21 protein-coding genes and 1 tRNA gene are annotated in these 24,254 nt (G+C 66.8%); 9 read left to right on the top strand and 13 right to left on the bottom strand.

The window, feature by feature from the left end:
* Positions 1-36: 36 nt before the first annotated feature.
* Positions 37-741, top strand: a complete 705-nt coding sequence (locus ACILQ5_RS03540) for an alpha/beta hydrolase (RefSeq protein WP_395656587.1) — start codon at positions 37-39, stop codon at positions 739-741.
* Here ACILQ5_RS03540 and ACILQ5_RS03535 read toward each other — a convergent pair.
* From ACILQ5_RS03535 to ACILQ5_RS03520, 4 genes are read right to left on the bottom strand one after another with little or no spacing between them, the layout of a single operon-like run.
* Positions 731-2,089: a flavin monoamine oxidase family protein gene (locus ACILQ5_RS03535; protein ID WP_395656586.1), complete on the bottom strand. Its 1,359-nt coding sequence runs from the start codon at positions 2,087-2,089 to the stop codon at positions 731-733. The genes ACILQ5_RS03540 and ACILQ5_RS03535 overlap by 11 nt on opposite strands.
* Positions 2,086-3,303 carry a carcinine hydrolase/isopenicillin-N N-acyltransferase family protein gene (locus ACILQ5_RS03530; protein ID WP_395656585.1) on the bottom strand — a complete coding sequence of 406 codons (1,218 nt, stop codon included), beginning with the start codon at positions 3,301-3,303 and terminating at the stop codon, positions 2,086-2,088. The genes ACILQ5_RS03535 and ACILQ5_RS03530 overlap by 4 nt, the downstream gene beginning before the upstream one ends.
* 24 nt (positions 3,304-3,327) lie before the next feature.
* Positions 3,328-3,723, bottom strand: a complete 396-nt coding sequence (locus tag ACILQ5_RS03525; RefSeq protein ID WP_395656584.1) for a limonene-1,2-epoxide hydrolase family protein — start codon at positions 3,721-3,723, stop codon at positions 3,328-3,330.
* The gene (locus ACILQ5_RS03520; RefSeq protein WP_395656583.1) at positions 3,720-4,670 is read right to left on the bottom strand and encodes a LysR family transcriptional regulator; all 951 of its coding nucleotides are present in this window, start codon (positions 4,668-4,670) and stop codon (positions 3,720-3,722) included. The genes ACILQ5_RS03525 and ACILQ5_RS03520 overlap by 4 nt, the downstream gene beginning before the upstream one ends.
* A gap of 108 nt (positions 4,671-4,778) precedes the next feature.
* Between ACILQ5_RS03520 and ACILQ5_RS03515 the strand changes: the two genes are divergently transcribed.
* Positions 4,779-4,961, top strand: a complete 183-nt coding sequence (locus ACILQ5_RS03515; RefSeq protein ID WP_395656582.1) for a hypothetical protein — start codon at positions 4,779-4,781, stop codon at positions 4,959-4,961.
* A 148-nt stretch (positions 4,962-5,109) separates the two neighbouring features.
* Positions 5,110-5,185: transfer RNA gene (locus ACILQ5_RS03510), tRNA-Thr, on the top strand.
* A gap of 413 nt (positions 5,186-5,598) precedes the next feature.
* On the opposite strand, the gene mftR is transcribed toward ACILQ5_RS03510, so the two are convergent.
* On the bottom strand, positions 5,599-6,204 hold the full coding sequence (gene mftR / locus ACILQ5_RS03505) for a mycofactocin system transcriptional regulator (RefSeq protein ID WP_395656581.1): 606 nt from the start codon (positions 6,202-6,204) through the stop codon (positions 5,599-5,601).
* Positions 6,205-6,292: 88 nt separating this feature from the next.
* Here mftR and mftA point away from each other — a divergent pair, with 88 nt between their 5' ends.
* Positions 6,293-6,397 (top strand): mycofactocin precursor MftA, encoded by a 105-nt coding sequence (mftA, locus tag ACILQ5_RS03500; protein ID WP_395656580.1) that lies wholly within the window; start codon positions 6,293-6,295, stop codon positions 6,395-6,397.
* Here the strand turns inward: mftA and ACILQ5_RS03495 are convergent.
* The gene (locus tag ACILQ5_RS03495; protein WP_395656579.1) at positions 6,391-6,999 is read right to left on the bottom strand and encodes a transposase; all 609 of its coding nucleotides are present in this window, start codon (positions 6,997-6,999) and stop codon (positions 6,391-6,393) included. The two genes, mftA and ACILQ5_RS03495, sit on opposite strands and share 7 nt — an antisense overlap.
* Positions 7,000-7,192: 193 nt before the next feature.
* Here ACILQ5_RS03495 and moaA point away from each other — a divergent pair, with 193 nt between their 5' ends.
* The 4 genes from moaA to ACILQ5_RS03475 all read left to right on the top strand — a co-directional run bounded on the left by moaA (position 7,193) and on the right by ACILQ5_RS03475 (position 13,667).
* Positions 7,193-8,179 carry a GTP 3',8-cyclase MoaA gene (gene moaA / locus ACILQ5_RS03490; protein WP_395656689.1) on the top strand — a complete coding sequence of 329 codons (987 nt, stop codon included), beginning with the start codon at positions 7,193-7,195 and terminating at the stop codon, positions 8,177-8,179.
* 1,166 nt (positions 8,180-9,345) lie between these two features.
* Entirely contained in the window at positions 9,346-10,650 is a 1,305-nt protein-coding gene (locus tag ACILQ5_RS03485; protein WP_395656578.1) for an NAD(P)H-binding protein, read from the top strand.
* A 148-nt stretch (positions 10,651-10,798) separates the two neighbouring features.
* A complete protein-coding gene (locus ACILQ5_RS03480) occupies positions 10,799-12,964 on the top strand; it encodes an FAD-dependent oxidoreductase (RefSeq protein WP_395656577.1) in 2,166 nt (721 codons plus the stop codon).
* 268 nt (positions 12,965-13,232) lie between these two features.
* On the top strand, positions 13,233-13,667 hold the full coding sequence (locus tag ACILQ5_RS03475) for a heme-binding protein (protein ID WP_395656576.1): 435 nt from the start codon (positions 13,233-13,235) through the stop codon (positions 13,665-13,667).
* 855 nt (positions 13,668-14,522) lie between these two features.
* Here the strand turns inward: ACILQ5_RS03475 and ACILQ5_RS03470 are convergent.
* The 5 genes from ACILQ5_RS03470 to ACILQ5_RS03450 all read right to left on the bottom strand — a co-directional run bounded on the left by ACILQ5_RS03470 (position 14,523) and on the right by ACILQ5_RS03450 (position 20,806).
* Positions 14,523-16,613 (bottom strand): FAD-dependent oxidoreductase, encoded by a 2,091-nt coding sequence (locus tag ACILQ5_RS03470; protein ID WP_395656575.1) that lies wholly within the window; start codon positions 16,611-16,613, stop codon positions 14,523-14,525.
* A 345-nt stretch (positions 16,614-16,958) separates the two neighbouring features.
* Positions 16,959-18,208, bottom strand: a protein-coding gene (locus ACILQ5_RS03465) for an IS3 family transposase (protein ID WP_395656688.1) whose coding sequence is annotated in 2 segments (ribosomal slippage) — positions 16,959-17,935 and positions 17,935-18,208 — 1,251 coding nt in all. Because the reading frame shifts where the segments join, the coding sequence is not laid out codon by codon here.
* 302 nt (positions 18,209-18,510) lie between these two features.
* Complete coding sequence (locus ACILQ5_RS03460) at positions 18,511-18,939, bottom strand: molybdenum cofactor biosynthesis protein MoaE (protein WP_395656574.1); 429 nt, start codon at positions 18,937-18,939, stop codon at positions 18,511-18,513.
* Between the two features lie 164 nt (positions 18,940-19,103).
* Positions 19,104-19,427, bottom strand: a complete 324-nt coding sequence (locus ACILQ5_RS03455) for a luciferase family protein (protein ID WP_395656687.1) — start codon at positions 19,425-19,427, stop codon at positions 19,104-19,106.
* A 122-nt stretch (positions 19,428-19,549) separates the two neighbouring features.
* Positions 19,550-20,806: a flavin monoamine oxidase family protein gene (locus tag ACILQ5_RS03450; RefSeq protein WP_395656573.1), complete on the bottom strand. Its 1,257-nt coding sequence runs from the start codon at positions 20,804-20,806 to the stop codon at positions 19,550-19,552.
* A 296-nt stretch (positions 20,807-21,102) separates the two neighbouring features.
* On the opposite strand from ACILQ5_RS03450, the gene ACILQ5_RS03445 reads away from it, so the two are divergent.
* Complete coding sequence (locus ACILQ5_RS03445; RefSeq protein WP_395656572.1) at positions 21,103-22,386, top strand: flavin monoamine oxidase family protein; 1,284 nt, start codon at positions 21,103-21,105, stop codon at positions 22,384-22,386.
* A 217-nt stretch (positions 22,387-22,603) separates the two neighbouring features.
* Here ACILQ5_RS03445 and ACILQ5_RS03440 read toward each other — a convergent pair whose 3' ends face one another.
* Positions 22,604-23,494, bottom strand: a complete 891-nt coding sequence (locus ACILQ5_RS03440; RefSeq protein WP_395656686.1) for an IS3 family transposase — start codon at positions 23,492-23,494, stop codon at positions 22,604-22,606.
* Positions 23,495-23,502: 8 nt separating this feature from the next.
* Positions 23,503-23,628, bottom strand: coding sequence for a hypothetical protein (locus ACILQ5_RS03435; RefSeq protein WP_395656571.1), 126 nt, complete (start codon positions 23,626-23,628; stop codon positions 23,503-23,505).
* Between the last annotated feature and the right edge of the window lie 626 nt (positions 23,629-24,254).

Genomic DNA, 24,254 nt, shown 5'->3' with positions numbered 1-24,254 from the left:
GCAGGCTGCCGGTTCGAGACCGCGCTCCGGGCCTACGTGTCCGACTGCGTCGACCAGGGCGACTGCTACCTCGGCGACACCCTCGACGAGGGGCTGGCGCGGATCAAGGGCTTCCTCGACGAGGTCGATGCCGACCCCCTGCCCACCGACGACCCCGATCGAGACCTCCAGGTCGGCAACGCCTTCTACGGCGTCGTGCTGCCGCTCTACAACCGCGAATACTGGACCTATCTCGACCAGGCGCTGGCGGCCGGGTTCGACGGCGACGGGTCGCTGCTGCTGCGGCTGTCCGACGTCTACAACTCGCGCGGCCGCAACGGCTACACCGACAACTCCACCGAGGCCAACTACGCGATCAACTGCCTCGACGAGCCGTACGCGGTCCCCGCGGACGAGGTCCCGGCGCAGATCCCGGCCTTCGAGAAGGCGTCGCCGACCTTCGGCTCGGTCTTCGCCTGGGGCCTGGCCGGCTGCGGGGGCGTGCAGGCGCAGGCCACCGAGAAGGACCGGGAGATCGACGCGAAGGGTGCCCCGCCGATCGTCGTGGTCGGCACGACCCGCGACCCGGCGACGCCGTACCAGTGGGCCGAGCACCTCGCCGACCAGCTCGACTCCGGCGTCCTCGTCAGCCGCGACGGCGACGGCCACACCGGCTACAACTCCGGCAACGAGTGCGTGGACACCGCGATCGAGGACTACCTCGTCGACGGCACGGTGCCCGAGGACGGGCTCAGCTGCTGAGCGCGGCCAGCACCTCGTCCGCCGTCGCCTCGCCGGAGCGGACCGCACCCTCCATGTAGCCGTTCCAGACCGGCGCGCACTCGGCGCCGGCCCAGTGCAGGCGCCCGACCGGCTCCCGCAGCGCCGACCCGAAGCCGGTCCACACGCCCGGGGCGAAGTGGGCGCCGTAGCAGCCCCGGCTGAACTCCTCGGCCATCCAGTCGCGCTCGACGTACTCCAGCGGCTCGGCCGCGCGGGGCCCGAAGTAGCGCACGAAGCAGTCCACGACGGCCGCGCGCCGCTCCTCGGGCGTCCGGCGCGCCCAGCGGCGACCGTCCTCGGCCTCGATGAAGCCCATCAGGATGCCGCGGTCGTAGCCGGGCGGGGTGTTGTCGAAGGTGACCTTGACCGGTCCGCGGTCCGATCCCGCCTGGCCGTTGAGGCCGTCCTCGCGCCAGAACGGCGTGGGGTAGACGGCGTACACCTTGAAGACGCTGCCGGCCGGGAGCTTCTGGGTGAGCTGGTCGCGCCAGCTCGGGAGCGGTGGGTCGTACTCCAGCCGCCCGGCCAGGGTCGGCGGCAGCGTGAGCACGGCGCGCTCCGCCTCGTACGTCGTGCCGCCGCGGGTCGTGACCCGGACGCCGCCGTCGTCCTGCTGGACGGTGCGCACCGGGTCACCGAGGCGGACGTCGAGGTCGGCGGCGAGCCGTTCGCTGACCCGCCACGAGCCCCCGGCGATCCGGTCCTGCTGGGCGCCGCGGTCGACGGCCATCAGGGTGTCCATGTCGGTGCCGGAGCGGGTGTAGAAGAGCGCGTGCAGCAGCGAGATGTCGGAGAGGTCGGCGGAGAAGACGGCGTCGCAGTAGAGCTCGAAGTAGGCCCGGCCCTGGGGCGTGCGCAGGTTGCGGTGCACCCAGCTGCGGAAAGTCTGGCCGTCGAGCTCGCGGGCGTCCGGGGTGCGCCACGGCTCCTCGAGGTCGACCTTGCGCGCCAGGCGGCCCCAGCGCACGGTGCCCTGCGCCAGGTCGGCGACCGCGAACGGGTTGAGCCTCGGGACGGCGCCCTTGCGGCCCGCGAGCCGCCCGGTCCGCCGGCCGAGCCCGAAGACGATGTCGCCGTCGTTATACGTCGGGATGGTCTCGAGCCCGAGCTCGGCGATCAGCTCGTACATCCGGTCCTGCGTCGGCCCGACCCACTGCCCGCCGAGCTCGATCCACTGACCGTCGGAGAGCGCCCCGGCCTCGGTGCGACCACCGACCCGGTCGCGGGCCTCGACGACCACGACCGAGCGGCCGGCGGCGGCCACCCGGCGGGCGGCGGAGAGCCCGGAGAGGCCGGCGCCCACGACGACGACGTCGGTGCAGCTCACGCCGGCACCTCGGCCGGCCGCGCCTCGAACGCTGCCCGGTCGTACCCCTGCCAGGCCCGGCGGGTCCACCACGGGCGGGTGTCGCGGACGGTGACCCGCTCGATCGCCGGCAGCCAGCGCTCGCGGGCCTCGAGGCCGGCGGCGAGCGCCTCCTCGGTGGGTGGCGGGTCGGCGATCCAGGCGCGCTCGAGCCGGTGCCGGTCGGCGGCGATGAGGGTCTCGGCGCGCGCCCAGTCACGCAGGGCGCGCCGGTGCAGGCGTTCGTGGCGCCACCACAGCGAGCGGTCGTCGTACCGGTTGTCCACGCCGGCGGTCGGGTAGACGTCCTCGCCCAGCGGCTCGTCGACGCGCAGCGGGACGAACGGGGCGAAGGCCGGGTCGGCCGAGCCGGTCGACCAGTGCAGGCCGGTGCCGAGGTGGCTGACCCAGGAGGAGACCGTCTGGCTGGAGGCGAGCCAGCCGCCGGCGTGCATGTTCGGGCCCACCATCGAGCCGGTGATCGGCGACCACCGCGGGCCGCGCCCGGTCCCGTTGTCGCGCAGGATGCGCATCGCCTCGCGGACACCGCGCGCCGTCTCCGCGCGGTGCTGGGTCAGGGTCTGCCGCGTGTCGCAGGACGCGACGCGGCCCCGCAGCCGGTCGGCGTGCTGCTCGGCGAAGCCGGGGATGGTCAGGCCGTTGCTGATGCTGCGCGCCGCTCCCTTGACCTGCTCGGTGGCCCAGTGCCGGCCGGCGGTCTCGAGGACGACGGCGCTCTCGGCGTCCGCGACGAGGAAGCTGTTGTGGTAGGTGAACTTCGGGTGCTCGATGCTGCACGCGCCGCTCTGCCCGTGCTCCTCGAGCAGCGCCACGATCGTCTGGACGGCCTCGTCGGCGGTCGTCGCCCGCTCGAGCGCCAGGCGCAGCAGGTCCATGCCGAGCAGGCCCGGCTCGAGGCTGGTCGGCTCCTTGGTGAAGACCGCCTCGTTGCCGATCGCGACGCCGTGCTCGTTGGCGCCCATCTCGGCGCCCCACATCCACCACGGCCGGGACACGACGGTGGCGTGCGTGCGGGCGGCCTGGGGGACGTCGACGTACGTCGTCCGCAGGGTCGAGCCGATCGGGTGGTCGGCCGCCGGCGTCCACTCCCAGAGCTGGGCCTCGTTGGGGTCCCGGTCGGAGTTCTTGGCCAGGACCATGCCGGTGTCGGTCCGCAGCACGAAGGTGTCGCACACGCTTCGCAGCCTAGGGAGCGGAGGTCACTTCGGGGTGAGGATCCGCGCAAGTCCCGCCACGCCGGAGCCGAGCAGCTCCAGCCAGCTGAAGGCGTCGTCCCAGAGCACGATCTTGCCGTCGCGCACCTCGAAGGTCCCGCGCACGTGGAACGAGGTCGCCCACGGCCCGGCCTTGATCACGTCGGTGCGGTCGGTGAGGACGGCGCCGCCGCTCGACGCGACGTGGTGCCACTGGACCTCGAAGCCGATGCCGCGGCTCTCCATGTCGCGCAGCATCGCGTGCACCCGCTTGCCCTCGAACGTCGGGAGCCCGGTGTTGCGCCACACCACCTCGTCGTCGAGCAGGGCGATGGCGGCGTCGGTCTCCTGGGCGGCGAGGTGCTCGAGGAAGGCGCGGACGGTTGACTTGGCCGAGGTCATGCTCCGACCGTAGCGCTGCCCCGGCGAGGGGCGACCGGCTCGGCGATCGCCTGGATCCTCCGGGTCGCCAGCTCGATCATCAGCCGGGCCGCGGGGGAGAGCAGGGCGTCGGCGCGGTGCACGACGGCGAAGGTGTCGTACTGGCGCGGGCGCAGCGACACCCAGCCGGCCTCGGGCGCGAGGCGGGGGAGCAGCTGGGTCGCCGCGCCCTTGGGCACCACGGAGTCGGCGTACCCCATCCCGACCAGCTCGACCGCGGTCTCGATGTCCTCGACCTCGATCCGGGTCTGCGGGTTGCGGCCGGTCTCGTGCAGCATCTGGCGCAGGGTCTGACGGGTGGAGTCCGTGGCGCGGTACGTCGTCTCCGCCATCACCAGCGAGCTCAGGGACAGCCGGTGCGGTGTGACCGGGCTCGCGAGCCGCGCGGGGTCGGCGCTGATGTAGACGAGCTCCTCGCGCGCGACCGGGGTGATCGCCAGCCCCTCGCTGGCGAGGGTCGACACGGCGAGCATCGCGGCCTCCAGCCGGCCGCGGCGCAGGTCCTCGGCGACCTCGGTCGAGTTCTGGCCGACCAGCTCGACCCGCACACCGGGGTAGCGGGACAGCACGTCGGCGATCAGCCCGGAGCCGGCGTACAGGCGAGCGATGCCGAACATGCCGAACCGGATGGTGCCGGTCTCGAAGGACCGGACGCTGCGCACCGCCTCCTGGGCGTCGTCGACGGCGGCCAGCACCTTCTCCGCGTGCGGGCGCAGCGAGTCGGCCACCGTGGTCGGGACCACGCCGCGCCCGACCCGCCGGAACAGCTGGACGCCGAGCGACTTCTCCAGCGACCGGATCTGCTCGGAGACCGATGGCTGGGCGTAGCCCAGCTCCTCGGCTGCGCGCGTCAGCGAGCCGTGCTCGTAGGTGGCGAGGAAGCATGTGAGCTGGTGCACAGAAACCATAGGACAATCCTAGGGCTCGCGAAGGAAACCAAGGCTACCCCTATCTCTACAGATGTCGCAGAATAGAGGGGACACCCCGTCCGTCCCGTCCTCTGGAGGAGGTCCACGATGTTCGACCACCACTGCACCGCGTGCGAGCGGCGCCAGCTCATCTTCCCGAGCCAGGTCACCGCCCTGGCCAACACCGAGCACGGCATCGTCGTGACCTTCACCTGCTGGTGCGGGGCCGACCAGACCCTGGTCACCGGCCGCGGCGCCACCTCGACCTCGAAGGTCACGCTCGCCGCCTGAGCCCTCCGACCCGGCGCCTCGTGGTCGCGTTCGACGTGCCGATCGGAGCGTCGGACGTCGGGCCGGGTGCGGTTTTCGCCCCCCGGACCGGCGTCCGTATACTTCCTCGGGTTGCCCGGACCGGATCGCCTCCGGAACCGGGCAGCGCGCCGCCTTAGCTCAGTCGGTAGAGCGATTCACTCGTAATGAATAGGTCGTCGGTTCGATTCCGACAGGCGGCTCCAGTCACATGATCTGACCTGCGGAAACGCGGAGTTTCAGAGCATCTCTGTTGCGATAGCGTCGGGGGCCTCGCATGAAACTTACGGAAAACCGTCTCGAGGCACCGCACCGGAACCGCATCCCGAAGCCCCACCGTCGCGACTGCGACCTAACCATCGCGTCAACGCGGCATCAGGGGGGCGGCCCAGATTGAGCCGCGAGGGTCCGTGACCCCCCGGGTCTCGGACCCTCGCGGCATGCAGACGCTAGGCGGCGGCCCATTCACTTCTCTAGGTGACCGGCGAGTAAGAGATCCGCCTCACACGCCGGCTCACCGCTGCGGCGCTCGCCTTCCGAACGACCTTGGCGGTTTGCCGGGCCGCCTTCTGTTTGCAGACTGGACGAACCTGGCGAGAGCAAAGGACAGCGCTTCCGGTCACGGCCCGACAGTCAGGTACGTACGTAGGTCGACCATGCTCTGTGCTAGTCGCTGTTCGAGGGTCAACGCGCCGCTGCGGAGCCATATCGCGTAGGCGGAGAGAGCGAGCGCCAAGGCGACCTGGCCGGCGGTCTCGGGCAAAGCGTCATGTGGGTCGAGACCGGCACGTTCGGCGACGTACTCAGCGACAACCGCACGCCATTCCGCGTATCGAAGTACGGAGTGCGCTTGGAGTGCCGGCGTCTCGAGGATGAGCCGCATCCGCTCGCGATGGGGAGGGGCGGCCGTCTCATCGAACCTGTTGAACTCCAGGACGCCGCGGTGCACGACCTCGTGCACCGGGAGCATCTGCGGCAGCGCGCGCAAGATCGTCCGGAATCTCTCCAGCGTCAGGTCGAACTGCCCCCAGGGGATGTCGTTCTTGGACTCGAAGTAGCGGAACAGCGTGCGTCGACTGACGCCGACCTCGGCCGCGATGTCGGCCATCGTGACGGCGTCGAACCCGCGCTCGGCGAAGAGCTCGAACGCCGCGCGCTCGATCACGGCGTGCGACGTTGCCTCCGGACGGCCGACTGCGGAGCGTCGGTGGGCGTGGGTCGGCATCACCGGATCCTAAGACACCTCTTCCATTTATGCACCGAGTGCATTTATTCTGTGCCGCACCACACCCGCTGTCGAGGAGGCCGCGCAGATGATCGAGAACCCGGAGCAGGAGAACACCGAGACCCAGGGCGAGCTCGTCGCCGAGGACCTGATCGAGGAGGTCTCGATCGACGGCATGTGCGGCGTCTACTGAGCATGGCCGAGATGAGCCTGGACGAGCCCTGGGCGCTGTCGCCGTCGGTGGCGCTGCGCCCGGAGCCGTTCGGGGCGCTGGCGCGAAACCAGCTGCGGCAGCGCGTCGTGACGTAGCCAGTCTTCATGCTTGCCGGTCCAGGCTTCCCCGCCGTAGTAGACGATCCCGTTGCGCAACAACAGCTTCGACAGCCGATGCCGGGCTCGCATCAGGTCCCCACGGCAGTCCTCCCGGGCCCGGACAAGGTCTCGGGCGGACTCCTGCTCGACGCTAGGCACGACAACCGGGCTGATCTCGTCGAGCCGCAGCAACCGGGCCAGGTGGATCGCGTCCTTGGCGTCGGTCTTGACCCGGTCTCCGGCCGGTCGCTGCAGCTTGCTCGGTGCGACCACCTCACATCGGATCCCCGCCGCGGACAGGTGCCGGTACAGACCGAACCCGGTCGGCCCGGCCTCGTAGGCCACCGCCACCGGACCCGGCTTGTCGGTCAGCCAGGAGGTGATGTGGTCATAGGACGGAGTCAGCTTTGCCTGAAACAGCTCGCCCGTGTAGCCATCGATCGCCGCTGCCGCGACGGATCGGGCGTGCACGTCGAGCCCCACACTCGTACGCTCGGTAAACAACCGGGGCCTCCCACAATGTCGGATAGGCCGAGCAGGCAGCCCCTGCTCGGCAACCCACGAATCTTGTGAGTGAGGCCCCGGCCCGCAACCCGTTCCTACGACCGGGTCACGTCATACCGTCTAGTGCGAACGGGTCGGCTCGCTGACTCGCCTCGATAGACTCGTACGCGTGATGGCACCTCTGGCAGACCGCTTTGGCCGCGTGGCCACGGACCTGCGTGTGTCCCTGACCGACCGGTGCAACCTGCGCTGCAGCTACTGCATGCCGGCCGAGGGCCTCGACTGGCTGCCCCCAGAGCAGACGCTGACCGACGACGAGATTGTCCGGTTGATCACCATCGGTGTGGAGATGCTCGGCATCGGCGAGGTTCGATTCACGGGAGGCGAGCCGCTGGTGCGACGAGGGCTGGTCGACATCGTGGCACGTACCCACGCGCTTGGGGTGGAGACCTCACTTACCACCAACGCGCTCGGCTTGGCCCGCACCGCGCAGGCGCTCGCCGACGCCGGCCTCGATCGAATCAACGCCAGCATCGATACCGTCCGCCCGGACACCTTTGCCACCATCACCCGCCGCGACCGCCTCCACGACGTAGTCGCCGGGCTCGAGGCAGCCAGGTCCGCCGGTCTGGGCCCCATCAAGCTCAACGCCGTCCTGCTGCGCGGCGTCAACGATGACCAAGGCCCCGAGCTGCTGCGCTGGAGCATCGAACACGGCTACGAGCTGCGCTTCATCGAGCAGATGCCCCTCGACGCGCAGCGCGACTGGAGCCGCGCCGAGATGGTCACCGCCGAGGAGATCTTCGACGTGCTCTCGACCGAATTCAGTCTGACCCCGCACGGCGAGCCGCGCGGGAGCGCCCCCGCTGAGCTCTTCGACGTCGACGGGGGACCGGCGACTGTCGGCATCATCGCTTCGGTCACCCGTCCTTTCTGCGGAGACTGCGATCGCGTGCGCCTCACCGCCGATGGGCAGGTGCGCAACTGCCTTTTTGCGCGCGAGGAGTCTGACCTCCGCACGGCGCTGCGCTCCGGCGCCACCGACCAGGAGATCGCCGAGCGCTGGGTCATTGCGATGCTCGGCAAGCGCGCGGGCCACGGGATCGACGACATGACGTTCTTGCAGCCCGACCGCCCGATGTCCGCGATCGGCGGGTAGCCGCAGCCAAATCGGGCGCGGCAGGAGCCGCGCGAGCGTCGACCGCTAACGGCCGCGTTGGACGCAAGGAAGGGCGCGGCGGCTCTGCCTTGCCGGTCGTCAGCGGCACGGGCTCCGGGCGTAGTCGTGACCGATGCGGCGCGCGCTAGGAGCTGCTTCCGTTCGTCGGGGCTGGTCAGGCACTCATGCTGATGCTGGCGAAGTAACCCGATGTGTAGATCTCTTTGGCTCGACATATGAGGCGTACCGAAGATGGTCCATGCGACGGAACCTCACTAGATCTGCGCAGCCGCGCTGGAGCCTGGCGGGGCCACTTGTCGAGTCAAGAGTGGTTCTCAACAGAAGACGTTTGGGATGAGGCCCGCCGCGCGGTGGGTCATCCTGTCGACGAGCGGGCGCACTGTCCTGCGACTAGGGCGCGCCCGAATGCGGTGTGTGTGGCCGTGATAGCTGTGCGTTGCAGTTGATGTGTTCTGGCCTCCATGTTGCGCAGGCCAGCGGGGTCGTCAAGGTGACCGACGCAGGGTACAGGCGCAGAGGGTGTGCGGCACCGGGTGATTCGTGCAGGAGGGGGCGGTCCAACGGGAAGCGGAGTCTCACGGGGCGAAGTCCGACGCGGTGCCCTCTCGTTGCGAGAGGGGCACCGTCTACGCTTTCGATCCCCGGAGTCCGTGCTCCACAGTGAGCCCGCCGAGTCGAACTTCCATATGGCCGGGCTCGACTCTCGATTTGCCGCTGGGTCTGGGAAGGGCACTCCGTGGTTAGGCCCCGACCCGGCCGGCGGTGGTGCGATCATCGGAGGTCGCCGAACGGCCCTAGCTCCAGGGAACGCTCGCGCGTCAAGCACTCGGCAGAACGCGTTCGGATACCTCGACGGAGGAGCAGTGTCGGTAGTGCGTCAAGCAACCGATGTCGGTTCTGCGGATTGGGGCAAAGGATGCGCACGCCTATCAAGGCAAAGTCGTTCCCCCACCCCAAGGAGGAACGATGTCGCCGGTCGAAGACGTGAGCACCCCGGGTGATGACGAACAGCTGGACCCTCCGCCCAAGCCGCCGGGGCCGCCCGGTCCACCGGTGCCTGATCCCGACGACCATGAGACTGACCGTTGCCGATCGCGCGAGGCGTGTCGCGCATGAGCGTCGTAGGCACGACGAAAGGGCAAACCATGAGCCAGATCCTGGTTATCGGCGCGCGAGGCAAGACCGGGCGACACGTGGCGTCGGGGCTCGTCTCGCGTGGGGCTTCAGTCAAGGCAGCCTCACGCAATCCGGAAGAGGTTTCCGGCGAGTATGGCGTCCCGACTAAGTTCGATTGGCTCGACAGCTCGACCTGGAGGTCAGCTCTCGCCGGTATCGATGCCGTGTACCTCGTGAAGCCCGAGTCCGAGGACGTTGTCGAGATCGTGACTGAGTTCCTGCACGCGATGGAGGACGCCGACGTGCGACGGCTCGTCCTGCTTTCCGAATGCGCGACCCACACCCGCTCTGAAGAAGTAACGGAACGCCGGGTCGAGTTGGCCGTGGAGGCTACGAATCTCGAGTGGACGATTCTCCGCCCGAGCTGGTTCATGCAAGACATGATCGACGAAGACTTCTTCGGGCCGATGATCCGCGATGGCGGCGTCATCGTGATGACCACCGGCGGTTCGGCGATAGGCTGGATCGATGCTCGCGACATCGCCGAGGTAGCCGTCGAACTACTGATCGGCGGCGGCTCCATCGGCCAGGCGCTCGACCTGACCGGCCCGGAAGCACTCACGTTGAACGAGCTCGCGGACCGCATTACCGCCGCGGCGGGCACGCCCGTGTTAGGCGTCGAGGAAACCGTGGCCGAAGCCGAGAGTCGTATGCGCCGTGACGGGTTCGACGAGGACACCATCGCCTACCTGACCCGGATCGTCGAAAGCATCATCGAAGGACACACCGCGAACGTCACCGGCGATGTCGAACGGATAACCGGGCACCCACCTCGACACTTCGACTCCTTTCTGGTTGACCATGCCCGAGACCTTCGACGTACTGGTGAGCTCGACGCCGACAGCACGCGACCAGACGCCGCCGCCGATAACGAGGCCCTCTTCAGGCGGCTAGTTGCGGCGTGGGCGAGCAGTGACTTCGACACGCTGCTCGACTGCTTCGCAGACGACATGGTCTATACGGACATGCCCTTCCCCGACGCCCCGGTTCTGGGCAAGACCGCTTTCAAGCGCCACGTGACCGACTACAACGCGCTGTTCGCCCGCGGGCAGGTAGACACTGAACTGGTGACAGTCGTGGCGACCGACACGCATGTCGTCGGCGAGCTGTCGTGTCGAGCCCGCTACGTAGGCCCCGGCGCTCCGGAGGAAGGGGTCCCGGTCCATTGGTACGCCACATTGGTCGACACCATCGACGACGGGAAAGTTGTCTCGGAGCACGTGTACTTCGACCCCACAGCATTCGACAAGGCTGTCCAACGCGTCTCTACTTAAACGCTGCGCTCCTCGGGCGAGTTCGCTACGAACCTGGCGACTCCTCGGCGCGGTGGCGACGGCAAATTGTCAAATGACCGACATTGCAAACCCCTACTTAGCAGACTCCGTGAAGGGCGCCGCAACCCACTGATCGTACGTTGGCGAGATGACCATGGACCCCCGCCATGCCTCACTGTTCGAACCGATTCGCGTCGGCCCGAAGACCTTCCGCAACCGGTTCTACGTAGCGCCGCACTGTTCCGGGCTCGGGGTCGAGTTTCCAGGCGCACAGGCATACCTGCGCGGGATGCGGGCAGAAGGCGGCTGGGCCGCCGTCAACACCGAATACTGCGCGGTCGATGCCGAAAGCGACGATTCGCCGTGGGTCCAGGCACGGCTCCTCGATGAACGCGACGAAGCCAACCTGCGCCTCATGGTCGAGCGCGTCCACGAGTTCGACGCCCTGGCCGGTGTCCAACTGGTGTACATGGGTGCCGACCACACCGGTTACGTGACGCGGCTACCCGCCGGAGGACCCTCGCAGATCGCGAGCGGCATGTCGGGCCACTCCTGCTACGCGATGGACAAGTCCGACATCCGCCGCATACAGAAGTCGTACGTCGATGCTGCGATTCGCGCTCGAGACGTCGGATTCGACCTGATCCAGGTTGCCGCACGCGAAGGCTTCTCTCTCCCGCTCCAGTTCCTGTGGCGTTACTGGAACCATCGCACCGACGAGTACGGCGGCTCACTCGAGAACAGGACACGATTCTGGAGAGAGACGCTCGAACAAGTGCGCGAAGCGGTCGGTGACGACTGCGCCATCGTGGCCGGGTTCTGTCTGGACTCCTTCAATGACACCACGGAGAGGGCGTTCAAGGTCAGCGACGACGGTGTGGGTGTAGTCGAGATGCTCGATGACATCGTCGACCTCTGGGACATGCAAGTCGGTCACCTGGAGGACGACGTCAGCTCGTCTCGGTTCTTCGAACCGTTCTGGCAGCGCGACTACATCGAGCAAGTCCGGGCTTACGCCAAGAAGCCCATCGCCGCCGTCGGACGGTTCACAGATCCGGAGCTGATGGCCCGAGCAGTTGGTGACGGGGTCATCGACATCATCGGTGCGGCTCGCCCGGCGATCTCCGACCCGTTCATTCCCAACAAGATCCGCGACGGTCGAGCCGAAGACATCCGCGAATGCATCGGCTGCAACATGTGTGTCTCACGCTTCAACAATGGCGGCGGCCGCATCGTTTGCACGCAGAACGCCACCGTTGGCGAGGAGTACCGCCGCGGCTGGCACCCCGAGAAGTTCAACCCTTCAGACCGTGGCAACGATCCCATTCTCATCATCGGCGCCGGCCCTGCCGGAATGGAATGTGCACGCGTACTCGGTGAGCGTGGTTTCGAAGCAGTCCACCTGGCGGAAGCCGAGTCGGAGGTCGGCGGCCACGTCAACTGGGTGTCACGGCTCCCCGGGATGCGCACGTGGCGACGAGTGGTCGAGTACAGGGAAGCGCAGCTGGCGAAGTTGTCGAACGTCACGGTGCTCACGGGTAAGCGTTTCGACGTGGAAGATGTCCTGGACTACGGTGCCTCGACGGTCGTCATCGCCACGGGCGCGAATTGGGACCGTACGGGGACCAGCCCGATGACCCACACGTCCGTCCCAGGGGCCGACGCTCATCCGGGGATGGTGTTCACCCCAGAAGACGTCATGGTCGACAAGCGCACGGTCCACGGCAGCCGAGTCCTAGTTTACGACTGCGACGGTTACTTCATGGGATCGAGCCTGGCACAGAAGCTCGCCATCGAGGGGAAGGAAGTCATCCTGGTCTCCCCCACCGACCAGGTCGGTTCCTACCTGTTCCACACTGACGAAGGAGGGCACGTGATGCATGCGCTGCTCGAGCTCGACGTGGAGCTCGTCACGAGTCACGCGCTTACCAGGATCGAGCCGGGAAGGGTCACTGGACACAACGTCTACCACGAAGCCAAAGAGTCGAGCTGGGCGGTCGACTCGGTCGTGCTCGTGACACAGCGCCGGTCCCGCAATGACCTGTACGAGCAACTAACAGCTGACCCGGAACGTCTGAGCGCTGCAGGGATCGCCCAAGTGTTACGCATCGGAGACTGCGTCGAGCCGCGTGTCATCGCTGAGGCCGTGTTCGACGGTCACCGCCTCGGCCGGGAGATTGACACCTCGGACCCTGCCGCCCCTCTGCCGTTCATCCGAGAACAGCGCATCCTGGGCTGGCGGGAGGAGGACTACGACGGTGTCCTTCGGCACGTGCTGCCGCTTACGCCGGTGTCGAGGACGACTCGAGCATGATGGGCGAACATGACACAACTGGACTCCGCTACCGACCAGGCCCCAAGGTCGCCGCAAGTCGCTCCACGTGGTTGGCGGCTCGTGCTTGCCGCCCCGACGCTCGCCCGGGCACCCGCGAAGTACCCGACTACGGGCCGTCTCCGTGTGTAGGGCCGGCCAAGACGATGCCCCGAGTGTCGAGCTGGAGGAGCCGCCACCAGCGGCAAGACGCGGTCCTGTCGAGGTCATGGTCGACAGAGGTTCGACGACAGACCAAGAAGGACTCGGGATGACGTTATCGCTAGAGACTGGCCGGCGGATCGTCCGGTTCGTTCACGGAGCGGCAGACCGCCTTCAACTTCGCCCGCTCACAATCGTCGTGCTCGACAGTGGAGGTCACCTCGTGGTGGCGGAGAGGGCGGACGCTTCGCCCATCGGTCGATTCGAGATTGCCCGGGGTAAGGCTTACGGTGCGCTGGCACTGGGCATGAATTCGCGCGCCATCATGGAGCGAGGCGAAGTGCAGCCGCAGTTCGTCGCATCGGCGACCGTGGCCCTGGGCGGGCGCGTCATCCCAGTGCCGGGTGGCGTCCTGGTGGATGACCCCGATGGGCAGCTCGTCGGCGCCGTGGGGGTATCAGGCGACACGTCCGACAACGACGAATCCGTAGCGATGGAGGCCATCGCTGCAGTGGACCTCATGCCGCGCGGCGCGGGGACATGACACGTCCGATGTCCCTGCCCGCTGGGTGAGGTCCCTGCGCGCGTCCATGGGGACGCCCGCGAGCATCACGCTCAGCGTTCGCTCGTTGGAGCGAAAGTCCGCCCGTTCGCTCGCTTGAGCGAAAGTCGGGCCCGGGCGCCTATGGTCGGTGGGAGACGATCTCTCGACACCTCGGACAGCAGTCATAATCCGGGCCAGGAGGGAACGAGTGCCCCCACCACTTGGGCCACGACTCGCAACGGATGCCGCAAGCCGTGGAAAAGGCGCCCATCTCTTTGGCATGGACTGTGGACGACGGCAGTACGACCACGTCTCGTTCTACGTCCGCACGCCGGCTCGACTCGGCGACGATGAACCATCTGTTCACGCGATCACCGGGAGATCGGATCAAACTCGGACAAGGCCCGCGGCTGCGCGGGCGCGCCGTCGACTTCTCGGCTGCCGACCTGGAGAGCGCGCGGGTCAGCGATGCGCTTCGTTCGCGCGGCGCAGATTTCCATCGTTCGTCCCGTCGCTTCCTAGTGGCCCACACTGTATGAGGTGCGAGGGCGGACGACGTGTCGAGGATCGGGAGATTTGTGCTCGACAGTGCCGGAAACATGGCGTTCCGCAGTGCGGATCGCTGCCGTTCACGGATCGACAGGTGTGAACTACCCGGTGGTCCTCACGCGATCGGGTAACGCTGTTGACAGAAGGTGGCGAGCCGCTCAGCCAGAGTTCAGGCGCTGCGTGGGGGTTCGGACCCGCATCCCGATGACGGCCAGCAACCCGATCAGGGTGTGGTGGGTGGCCGCTGGCAGCCGCCACCGCATCGAGTCGGGCCGTTCGTCGGAGAACCACGCGCGGAGGTGAGAGTCACTCCACGAAGTGCAGCGACTCTCGCCTGTACAGAAGCGGCACCGAAGGGTCGGTTGACTCGAACTCACGTGCCAAGCGGTGACCGTCAAACATCGCCTCGGCGAGCGGACGCGGTGACTGCGCGTCTCCGATGCAGAAGACTGCCTCGATCCCCGACTCGGGAAGCGCGCTGCGTTCACTCACGAGTCGGTGATACAGGTCGTCGACCGGTGCCCGCATCGTCACGAGCACGAGGGCGTCCGTCTCGAGCGAGAACGGCTCCTCGAATTCGCCCGCCCCCCGAAGCACTCCGGCGCCGACGCCCGTCAGAGAAACGTTCCGGTACATGGCGACGCCGCTGGTGTGGAGGAACGCACGAACCGCTGGCCCATCCAGTGTCAGGTCCGCTTCTGCTGACACTTGAGAGTGCGGCGTCACGACGGAGACCTTGTAGCCTTCGTCGGCAAGAAGCTGAGCGAGACTCGACCCCATGTAACCGCCTTCGGCGTCGTAGACGGTCACGCGACATCCCGAGACAGGCCGGGCGCCTCGGACGACCAACTGTTCAGGCGTGAACACCCATGCCGAGCCGTCGACTCCCGGCAACGACGTGTGGGTGCCTGGCGTGAGCCCTGTTCCCAACCATCTGGCACCTGTAGCGATGACTACGTGGGATGCCCCGTAATCGAGAATGTCGTCGGCGCTCAAGGTGGTCGAGGGGATGAGCTGCAGGTTCGGGAGCTTTTCGATCTGGACCTTTCGGTGATCGATGAAGCGTCCCCACTCTCGAAGTCCCGGTAGGTCGATCACTTGACGGAGGTGGCCGCCGACCTGGTCGGCAGAGTCCACAAGGTGCACCATGTCGGCTCCGCGCCTCGCCAGGCCGACCGCTGCTTCCAGGCCGGCAGGGCCTGCGCCAACGACCAAGACGCTGACGTCTGGTCGTTCGAGAGGTTCGTAACGCTCCGGGTGCCAGCCACGCCTGTACTCCTCGCCCGCGGTCGCGTTCTGAGCGCACGCCATGTTGCCCCGATCGAGACTACTGATGCAGTAGTTGATACCCATGCACTCTCGGATGTCCTCAATGCGACCCTCATAGACCTTCTGAGGGAAGAAGGGATCCGCGATCGACTGGCGAGCAGATCCGACAATGTCGATGACTCCGGACCGCACTGCCTGGGCCATCAGATCAGGACTCGTCCATCGCGATACCCCGACGATGGGCTTTTGGGTGGCGCTCCGGATGCGCGTGAAGACTTCCATGTTGTGCCCTTCGGGGATGACTCTCGACGGGCTGATGTCGCTGCCCCAATCCAGAACAGACCCGACGTTGAGATCCCAGAAGTCGACCAGTGGATCAGCCATCCGGACCAACGTCACACTCTCGTCCAGCGTGTGACCCCACGGACCCTGCGTCTGGATCGACAGGCGACTCGCGACGGCGCATTCGGCACCTACGGAGTCGCGGACTCGGCTGAGCGTCTCGATCCAGAACCTCGCCCTGTTCTCCAACGACCCGCCGTACTTGTCAGTGCGGTGGTTGTGGAAGGGGGACAGGAACTGCGCAAAGAGATACCCGTATCCCGCGAGCACGTCCACGATGTCGTAGCCCACGTCGCGTGCGCGCACCGCCGCGTCGACAAAGGCCTGCTCAACGCGCTCTATGTCCTCGAGGGACATGGCTTTGGGAGTCCCAAGTGGCCCGGCGGGCGGCGGCAACTCGCCGGCGAGGCCTGACGGCGACAGCGCTGGTTCTCGGGACAACCTTCGCATGGCGTGAGCGCCGCCATGATGAAGCTCGATGCTCGCCAGCGCACCGTGGTGGTGGACGGCGTCGACCAGAGCTTTGTGCCGTCGACCGTCCTCCCTGTCCCAGATGTCACTGGAGTGCAGGGGGAATTCGTCGCTGCTGGGTCCCACGCTGGAGAACTCCGTCGACACCGCTGCCCAGCCGCCCTCAGCGCGAACCGCGCGGTATGAGGCCCACGTGGATGGACGGAGTACCCCGTAGCCCGTGCCGTGGGGAACGTTGAAGAAGCGGTTTCGAAGAGTCTTCGGGCCGATTGAAATCGGTTCGAATAGGACCCTGTGGTGATCAGCAGGGGGCACGCGATTCAGCCTCTCCTCGGGTGGCAGGGATTGTGAGCACGGACGGATGAGCGTCGGGGGCGTCTCTCATTAGTGGGCGGAATCGCCAGCGAGGGTCCTACGGCTTGTCTTGCGACCTCGCCCTCCGCAAGAAGTCCGCTGGCCAGGGAAGTGGTATGCCGGTAGTTGGAAGCCGATCTGGGGAGTTGTGAACTCGCGGGGCAGAGCGGTAGATGCTGTGGGATGTATGTGTGTCGCGGCGACATCTAGCGTCCGATGCCGTTGTGAATATGCCGACCTCTTCGCCACGGAACCAAGCTAGTTACGTTCTGCATCCCTGAAGCGTCACGGCTTCTCTGCCGCCCCCTATACGGGTAGCGACTCTCGGTTGAGGGCAGCGTAGTAGTCCTGCTCGTACTCGACTGGGGTGAGCCAGTTGAGGGATCCGTGCAGGCGTCGGTGGTTGTACCAGTCGACCCAGCCGGCGGCTGCGTACTCGACGTCGGCGAGGGTCTTGTAAGGGCCGTCGTGGAAGACGGTCGTGGTGATGGCCTCGGTCTTGAACAGGCCGATGATCGATTCCATCAGGGCGTTGTCGTAGGCGTCCCCGACCGACCCGATCGAGGGTGCGATGCCCTCAAGCTCGAGGTGCTCGGTGAAGCGGATGGAGGTGTACTGGCTGCCGGCATCGGAGTGGTGCAGCAGCTGGCCCGGTCCGACCGGCGTGCCCTGCCGTTCCCGGTCCCACAGCGCGATCCGTAGCGGGGTCAGCACCAGATCGGTGACCTTGGTGGATGCGGCCTGCCAGCCCACGATCCTTTGGGCGTAGACGTCGACGATGAAGGCGACGTAGACGAACCCGGCCCAGGTCCTGCAGTAGGTGAAGTCCGCGACCCAACGCTGGTTGGGTGCTGGTGCGGTGAAGTCGCGGTCCAGCAGGTCCCCGGCACGGTTGCCGTCCTTGGCCGGGACCGTGGTCCGGATGCCTTTGCCGCGACGGACCCCGTTCATGCCCAGGTCACCCATCAGGCGGTCTGTGGTGCAGAACGCGACCTGATGGCCCTGCCGACGAAGCCAACGGGTCATCTTCCGGCGGCCGTAGAGCCCTTCGGGGGTGCCCTGGACGCTGATCAGCGCGTCGATGATGACCGCGTCGGACACGGTGCGGGCCGCGATCGGGCGGGTGATCTGCTTCCAAGACCGATAGGTCCGCGCGGCGACACCGCAGCCGTGCTCGGTGAGCACCCTGCAGGTCGACTCGACCGCGTGACCGGCCGCTTTCATGTCGTCGATGAACGCCATGATCAGCGGTTGCGGGGGTCGAGCTCCCCGGCGAAGAAAACCGTGGCCGACTTCAGGATCTCGATGTCCTCCTTCAACCGCCGGTTCTCGGCTTTCAGCTTCTTGATCTCGGTCTGGTCGTCGGTGGTGACCCCGGGTCGGGCGCCGGCGTTGACATCGGCCTGGACCAGCCACCGTCGAGCGGTCTCACGACCCACACCGACCTTCTTCGCCACCGCCTCGGCCAACGCCGTGTCCGATGGGTAGTCCGAGCGGTGCTCGGCCATCATCCGCAGGGCCCGCTCCTTGACCGCGGGATCGACTCTCTTCGGCATGCGCACATTCTCCTGTGACTCAAACAGGAGCGGCATCAAACCCGTGACGCTTCATCCCAGCTTTGTGACGAGTGGCAGAGGAGGTCCACATCTTCCACGGATTGGGGAGAAGATTCGTGCTGGAGGCACGACCGCCCGGGCGATGACTGGGCTACGGCGGCGTGGGTCCGAGCCGCGGGTGAAGGGACCGCTGAGATCCGGCGCCCGCTCATTGCCCACGCCGCCACCGGCTGTTTCGGCAGGGACTGGCAACGTATGTGACCAACCGGCTGACAGCTCGAACCGGTCGAAGTGTGCGAGGGCTAGGGTGAGCCGACCCACTCCTCGGTGCCGTCGCCGAACTGTTGGTGCTTCCAGATCGGGACTTCTGACTTGAGTGTGTCGATGAGCATCCGCGATGCCTCGAACGCGGTGCCGCGATGAGCAGACACCGCCGCGACCACCACCGCGATGTCTCCGATTGCCAGCGAGCCTACCCGGTGAACAACTGCAACGCCGTGAACCTCGTGCCTATCGGTGACGGCCTCGCACACGCGGGCCAATTGCTCTAGAGCGCTCGGATGAGCCGAGTATTCGAGCCCGTTCACCGATCGGCCGCCGTCGTGATCGCGCACGCGACCCACGAACAGTACGAGTCCGCCCGCCGCATCATCGTCGAGCGAGGTAAGAACCTCGCCTACGCTCAGCGGAGCTTCCCGGATGTCGACGAGACGGACAGCAGGATGAGTCATGAAGAAAGGCTAGTGACCCCACGAAGGGTTGCCCGGGAGGCACCCATAACGGGATATGGGGTCTCAGGAGAGACTGGAGATGACGGTCGGCTTGCGGCTCCGTGCTGGTCCTCGGACGCGCCCACCGCGTACACCGACATGGGTCCGCTTCTTCGCCGACTGGTTCACGTCGCAACCCACTCGTAACTCAACTGAACGAGGTGCCACACAACCTCCAGCTCATGACGATCCCGAGGACCGAACACGAGTAGGGCATCCTGCACCGGATGCGGGACCCCCCATCTGACACCGACCACATGCTCCATCACGTGATCCGGGACCGAGAGGTGAAGGCTCCCATCGTGATGAGGATGCAGGTGCGCGAACTCCCGCCCGCGCTGGAACCTATCGGGCGGTGCTGAACCGATCCCTTCCGCGAGGTGGAGAGCCCGGGCGTGCGACACCGAAACCAACGTCGGGGCAATGTAGGTGTAGGGGAGCGAACGCATGCGGGACCACAGCTCCTCCTGCACCATGACGGGAGCGATCTGTGACCGTTGACCGTGCGGGGCCGGACCCACTGTCTCGGGGATGGGGCCCGCGCGGTGTGGCAGCGTGGGGAAGAGGGAAGTCATCGCACTCGGCCGGTCAGAGCAGACTCCACACCGGCGGCGGCGTGGTGTCCGCTGCGGATCGCCCCTTCCATCAGGCCTGTGTAGTCCGGGTCTGTGTACTCGCCCGCAAAGAACACCGCGCCTACTGGGCGCTGAATTGCCTCGACGTCGGCCGGAGTGGCGGCGGCACCGAGTGCGGAGTAGGCCCCGCCGGACAAGGGATCATCAGACCACGTGCTCAGAACGGCACGGGGCCCCGGCACGAACTCAAGATCGTTACGTAGGCGGCGCACCGCTTCTGTCCACCCAGACTGGAACCCATCCGGACCGTAGGCACCAAGAGCCTCCGCGCTGCCCATGAAGCAATTGAGTATCGGCGGAACACGACCGTCCGCAGACTGCGCTGTCCAACACCAAACACGACCGCGCACGGACATGACCGCCGAGGTCCCGGGTTCCTTGCTGAGCGGGACGTGGAGCTTGGCTGCATCTCCTTGGACCAGATGGTCCAGGGCCGCGCGCTTCCACTCGGGCAGATGCATCACAAAGGGGCCCAGCTCACGCAGGACGGCCAGCGGAAGCGCGACGACCGCAGCATCGAATCGCCACGACTCATTTCTCGTCGCGATGGTGACGCCTGCTTCGTCCTGGATCAGGGTCTTCACCCTCTCGCCCAACCGCACACGAGCCCCTAGTCGGGCGGCAATCGCGTCGGGAAGGCTCTGGTTGCCGCCCGCTATACGCCAGCTCGGCCGGGGTTCGATCGACGCTATCTGGCCGAGCGCAGAAGCACTCACTAACCGTGCTGCTGCCGCCGCAGAGATCTCGATGCGAGCCCTGAGCACCTCGGCCAAGCGACGATCGTCCACCCCCCGCAGACCGTCCTCCGCGGAGAGTGCGCCCTCGTGCGCATGATCGCGCACGAATCGCAGCGCATCCCGGCCAGCCGCGATGACGTCTTCGGTCGACACGCCCTCCAGGTCGCCAACCTCGCGGATGTAGTAGCTCATCCCGGTCTCGACGAGCCCAAGACCGTAATGCTGCAACAGACCCCTCGTCTCGGAGTAGCCATGAAGCACGAACTCGGCGCCGCGCTCGATGACGATCGGACCGAACGGATCCTCGAGCGTCTGCGTCCACACGCGACCCCCGACGCGGTCCCTTGCTTCGAAGACCGTGACATCGAACCCCTCGTCCATAAGGCGCGCGGCCGCAGCGAGGCCCGCCAGACCCGCTCCTAAGACAGCAACGGTGCCAGTGGACGGCGGGATCATGCGAGTGCTTTCAACTGGGTCACCCATCGACCGTAGGCAGACGAACGACCGCCGTCACTTCTCGTGCCGTATGAATTGGGGCCTCGATCCGTACGTTCGTATAGCCCCTCGCGTGCAGCAGTCCTGCACGAGCCCACAGCCCTGTCGGGTGCGGGACAGCGCGCACCGCGGATCGCAGCTGCGTCACGATTGCAGGAAGGTGATAGGGGTCACCCGTCTTTCGTCAGATCCGGGTAACAGAGCACGTCGCAGTGATTCGTCAGAATGTCTGTTGAGCAAACGAGAGGGAGAACAGCATGGTCGACAGCGTCGAGGTCGCAGTCGTTGGAGCCGGATTTGCCGGACTTCGGGCGGCACGGGATCTGAGCGCAGAGGGGCGTTCGGTCGTGCTGCTCGAAGCAGCTGGAAGGGTCGGCGGCCGTGCATACAGCCGAGAGTCGGCGACTGACCCAGGGACGACTGTGGAGGTCGGCGGAGCATACTTCCACCGCTACCACCACGCGCGCCTCGCAGCAGAGGTCGACCGCTATAACATCGAGACCCAACCCGCCGCGCCGTTCAAGGTCTTCCGGAACCGCTTGGCGCCAGGAGATCACAACGCTGCCTTCCCCATCCCGCCTGAAGAGTTTCTCGAGGCAGAAAGAGTCCTCTTCTGCCTCATCAGGGACGCGCGCCGCATCGACCCTCACGCGGGCCTCGAGAATCAGAATCTCAAGGATCTCGACATCTCGGCGCATGACTATCTGAACGCATTGAACCCGCCGCCTGTCACCAGCCAGCTCTTGCGATCGTGGATCTGGAACATGATGGGTCAGCGCGTCGAGGACGCATCTGCGCTGTGGGTCCTGCAGTTGATCGCCTCGCACGACTATTCTGTGCTTGGTGTTCTCTTGTCTTTGGACGAGGTGATGACCAGCGGTACTGGCACACTGACGAATGCGATCGCCAACGAGGTGCCCGACCTTCGGCTGGGTGAAGCGGTGCACGCGCTTCATCAACAGGCCGACTGGGTCGATCTCGCGTACGGCGCAGAGCGTGCGCTGAGGGCCGAACACGTCGTCGTCGCGGCACCCTTGAACTGCATGCGAGAACTCCGATTCGAGCCGCCATTGTCGGGGCCGCGCGCCGAAGTCGTCGCCGAAGGGCACGGAGGCAGGGGACTCAAGTTGCTCATCCACGTGCAAGGCGTCCCCGAAGGAATCTCGTGCACAGGCGACGGTGTCTTCCCGACCTTGTACGACTACCTACCCGCCACCGACGGCGGTCGCATCCTCGTCGGCTTCACGGACCGGGACTCCTTCGACCCCGCCGACAGCGACGCGATCGAGGCAGCGGTTCACCACTACCTGCCGGAGGCGGTCATCGTCGGAACGGACTACCACGACTGGTGCGCGGACCCGTACGTGCGGGCGCCATGGGTGTCGCCGCGTATCGGGCAGGCGACACGCGCCCACAAATCGCTCGGTGAGCCGCACGGCCGTGTGCACTTCGCGGGGTCGGATGTGTCGGTCTTGTTCCCTGGCTACATCGAAGGTGCGCTTGAGACCGCCGACCGCGTTCGGGCAGAGATTAATGGCTGACGATCCGACTCTAGGCCACCTGTCGCTCGCTGATGCGCCGCTGGCGGGGGCCTCTGGGTCGGCTGTCTGTCCGTCGCACACGCGGCGACGGGCCGGAGGCACAGCGTGATTATCGGACTGTCGTCGTAGGTGCAGTGGTGCAGTCACGAGCAGGAACGACGCAGGTCAAACGCTGTGGGAGCCTGACCCGGTTCTCCGGACACGGGTGGTGTGGTGATCATGCCGCTCCGTTGGCGGTGGTGTGAAGGTCAGCGGCAGCTTGTTGCTGCTGCCAGTGGTGTTCGTATTCGACGGGGCTGAGCATCCCGATCGAGGTGTGTCGGCGCCGGGGGTTGTACCAGGCCTCGATCCACTCGAAGATCGCGGCGCCGAGCTCCTCGGGGGTCTCCCAGATCCGCTGATCGAGGAGCTCGCGTTGCATGGTCGACCAGAACGATTCGATCATCGAGTTGTCCACTGATGAGGCCACGCGGCCCATGGATCCGAGCAGGCCGGCGTCGCGGAGCCGGTGCCCGAAGACCCAGGATGTGTACTGGGCGCCTCGGTCGGCGTGTACCACGGTCCCGGGCTCGGGGCGGCGTCGCCAGATCGCCATCTGCAGGGCGTCGACGACCAGCTCGGATCGCATGTGGTCCGCGATCGACCAGCCCACGACTTGTCGGGTGAAGACGTCGAGGACCGCGGCGCAGTAGACCTTCCCGCCCCGGGTCGGGCGCTCGGTGATGTCGGTGCACCACAACAGGTCCGGCCCCGCGGCGACGAACTTCCGTTGCACGAGGTCCTGGTGGACCGCCTGCGCCGGCTTGTGGCGCCGCTTGTGGCGGTGGCTGATCCCGCGCCGGCCGGTGATCCGCAGCAGCCGGGCGACCCGTTTGCGTCCCACCCGGACTCCCATCCCGAGCCGCAGTTCGGCGTGCACCCGCGGCGCCCCATAGGAGCACCGGGACATGGCGTGGATGTCGACGATCGTGTTCGCCAGATAGGCGTCCTCGACGTCCCGCGCCGAGGGTGGCCGGTCGCGCCACTCGTAGTAGCCCGACCTCGAGACCTTCAAGACCCGGCAGGCCACCGCGACGTCAAAGCCGTCCGCGGCGAGCTCCTGGACCAGCCGGAACCCTATTTTGGGAGCACGTTCTCCCGCGCGAAGTACGCGGACGCGCGCTTGAGGATCTCGACCTCCATCTCCAGTCGGCGGTTGTCGCGGCGCAGCTTGGTCAGCTCCTCCCGCTCGCTGGTCGACAACCCCTCCTTACGACGCGACCGACGCGCCCGGCTGGCGGGCCAGATCGACAGCCCGGCGGCGGAACTCGGGCGGATGTGGTGCAGGCATCTTCGAACTCCTTCCTGCAGCGATCATCGCTACAGGTCAGGTGTCCGGGCTACCGGGTCAGGCTCCGTGTGCGAGGTTGCGAGCTGGTGGGCATCCGGCAGACAACCTGGCAGAAGGGGTCACGAGCAAGCCATGTATTGGGAGGGACGGACGTCGGCTTGTTCTATTCGATCCATTGTCCCGTGGTGAAGACAGCACTCAAGCAGGAAGACATCCCCGTCGTCGGCTCAGGAGCCGGCAGAACGCTGCGAGTTCCACCCTGTGCAAGGTCGCACTTCGCCGCAGCGTCGCCGTTCTCGGAGGGCAGTTCTATCTACCGGAGTGATGTGCTGGGTGCAGCGCGGGCCAGGGCGGTCGCGCGGTTGCGGGAAGTTGAAGTTATCGAGGTCAACGCGCCGGATCTCGCTATATCAAGGCTCTCCGCGATGGGCTCATCGACGTCACGACCGGGTCGACTCCGGCGAGGTCGAGATGACCGAATCAGCCATCAACAGGCCGGACACCACGCCATCACGAGTCATGGTGACGACAACGCCCC

It is taken from the genome of Nocardioides sp. (assembly GCF_044226305.1).
GTDB lineage: Bacteria > Actinomycetota > Actinomycetes > Propionibacteriales > Nocardioidaceae > Nocardioides.
This window is presented reverse-complemented; position numbering and strand designations above follow the sequence as displayed.